Source organism: Parapedobacter flavus (genome assembly GCF_035818675.1).
Classification (GTDB): Bacteria; Bacteroidota; Bacteroidia; order Sphingobacteriales; family Sphingobacteriaceae; genus Parapedobacter; species Parapedobacter flavus.
Window position 1 is genome coordinate 1 of sequence record NZ_JAYKZZ010000049.1, and the last position, 2,827, is coordinate 2,827.

1 protein-coding gene is annotated in these 2,827 nt (G+C 61.6%); it reads left to right on the plus strand.

What is annotated here, in order from left to right:
• Positions 1 to 57: 57 nt before the first annotated feature.
• A partial coding sequence (locus U9S71_RS20755; protein WP_326329773.1) for a DUF6443 domain-containing protein occupies positions 58 to 2,827 on the plus strand: 2,770 nt, incomplete at its 3' end.

Consider the following 2,827-nt stretch of genomic DNA (forward strand, 5'->3'; position numbering starts at 1 on the left):
CGCCAGGGACGGATATTGAAGGAATATACCTATAACATCAAATAGACGACCGATGCCATGGGAAAGCTCAGGACACACCACTTCGGGATCCTTGCCGGATCGCTGCTGCTCTCTGCCGCCGCATACGGACAGACCTCCACGAAAAACTACATCCGCACGGCCGTGCCGATGCAGCCCTACACAACGCCGGCCGCGCTCAGCACGGCGATGCCCGACCATACCAAGGTCCGCGTGGACATCGACTACTACGATGGGCTCGGCAGGCCCCTGCAGGGCGTAGCCTCCAAGGCCGCGCCCGCGGCGGTGGACCTGGTGAAACCGATCGCCTACGATGCCGTCGGAAGACAGGACAAGGATTACATGCCCTACCCCGCCGGCACGGGTAACTCGTTCCGGACGAACGCCGTTACGGCACAGCAGACATACTATAGCGGCACGGCCCCGGCAGGACAGCCCACCACCACCAAAGCATACGCAATCACCGTATACGACGGTTCAACATTGGACCGGGTGAAGGAACAGGGATTCCCCGGCGAGGTCTGGCAACCCGCGGGGAGCCGGACGGCCGCATCGGGAAGGACGGTAGCCCGCGGGTTCCATAAAAACAATACCGAGGCATACGCCACGGTGGCCACGATGCGGCGCGCCACGCGGTACACAGCGACGCTTTCCACATCGGGTGTCCCCACGCTGGTAAACGAGGGCGTGTACGGCATCGGGCAGCTGGCGGTCGCCGTGACCCGAAACGAGAACTGGGCCGGCGGCAGCGGCACGTTCGCCAGCCGCCTCCATACCACGGAGGAATACACCGACAAGCTGGGACGGGTGGTGCTGCGACGCACGTTCAACGGCACCAATGAAGTGCTCAGCACCTATTACGTATACGATAACCGGGGCAACCTCGCCTTCGAGCTCCCCCCGGAGATAAACCCCGACAGGGACTCCGGGTTGCCCTCGGCCACGGAGATGAACAACTTCGCCTACCAGTACCGCTACGATGGCCTTGGCAGGCTCATCGAGAAAAAACAGCCCGGCAGGGGCTGGGAGAATTATGTTTACAACCCTGCCGGTATGCTGGTCTTCCACCAGGACGCGCGGCAGGCGAGCGAAACCTATCCGGGATTCACCCCGGGGCAGTACAACACGTTTTACAAATACGACCGGCAGGGCCGTGTCATTCTACAGGGCGTCGAACGGAACCGGTCATGGACGCGGGAGCAGATACAGAACCACGTGAATACCCAGCCCCCGTATTGGGAGGACCGCACCACGGCGGCGGGTAATTTCCATGGCTACACAAACCTCGCCCAGCCGCAGGGTGCGGCACCCGGCGACCGGGATGTGATGGAAGCAAACTACTACGACGACTATGCGGGGATACCCGGCCTTCCGCATAACCAGTCGGCCAGCTACAGCAAGCTCACCCGCGGACTGCTGGTTGCCAGCAAGGTGAAGGTGATCGGCACCACGGCCACGTACCTCTGGACGGTGAACTACTACGACGACGAGGGACGGCTGGTACGGCAGTGGAAACAGCACTACCTGGGCGGGTCGTCCAACGCGAATAAGTTCGACGACATCACCAACGAGTACGACTTCAACGGGCAGCTGACCAAAAGCACACGGAAGCACCATACAACAAGCCCTTCCACACCGGCGGTGACGGTGGTGACCGAACATACCTACGACCACCGCGGCCGGCTGGCGGACACGAAGAAGTCGGTGAACGGGGCCGCTGCGACCACCATCTCACGGAACGCCTACAACGAGGTGGGGCAGCTGCGCACCAAGCGGCTGCACAGCACCAACGGGACGGCCTGGGGGCAGGCCATCACCTACAGCTACAACACGCGGGGCTGGCTGGCCACGGCGGACGCACCCCTGTTCAAGCAGGTGCTGGGGTACAATGCGGGCACCGCACCGCAGTACAACGGGAACATCACCTCGCAGGCCTTCACGCGGCACAACCTGGCAACCACCCCGGCTTTGGTGACCGACACATACACCTACACGTACGACGGGGCCGGGCGGCTGACGCAGGGCGCCATGGCAGGCAACAAGGGCCGCGAAACAATGACCTACACCAAGAACGGCAACATCAAGACACTGGTCCGCACCGCCACCAGCAGCACCGTCATCGATAACCTGACCTACACCTACGCGGGCAACAGGCTTACCGGCGTTGCCGATGCGGCCACTTCCACGGACGCGAACTACCAGCTGCCGGGAACGACCACCTACACCTATGACGCCAACGGGAACGTGAAAACGCGGGTGAACACAGCCAGCACCGGCAAAAACATCACCGCGACCACCTACAACTACCTGAACCTCCCGCAAAGCGTGACGGCCACGGCGGGGAATGTAACCTACACCTATGACGGAAAAGGACGGAAGCTGCGCAGCGCGGGCGGCATCGTGGGCCAGACACGCGACTACATCGATGGCATCGAATACGTGGGCGGGACCATGGAGCTGATCCACCACCGGGAAGGAAGGATTATCCGCAGCGGTACCACCTACACCTACCACTATTTCCTGAAAGACCACCAAAACAACAACCGTGTCGGCTTCGTCCAGGGCACCAACGTGACCTCGCCCAATGTCACGGCGGATTATTACCCGTTCGGCCTGCAGTACCGGCAATACATCCGTACGGGTTCACCGAAAAACAATTACCTTTACAGCGGAAAGGAATCCCAGGACGGACTGAAGCTGTATGACTTCGGATCAAGGTTCTACGATCCGGCGATAGGCCGGTGGGGCGTGCCCGATCCGGCGCAGCAGTTCGCAAACCCCTACCTGGCCCTGGGAAATAGCCCGGTGA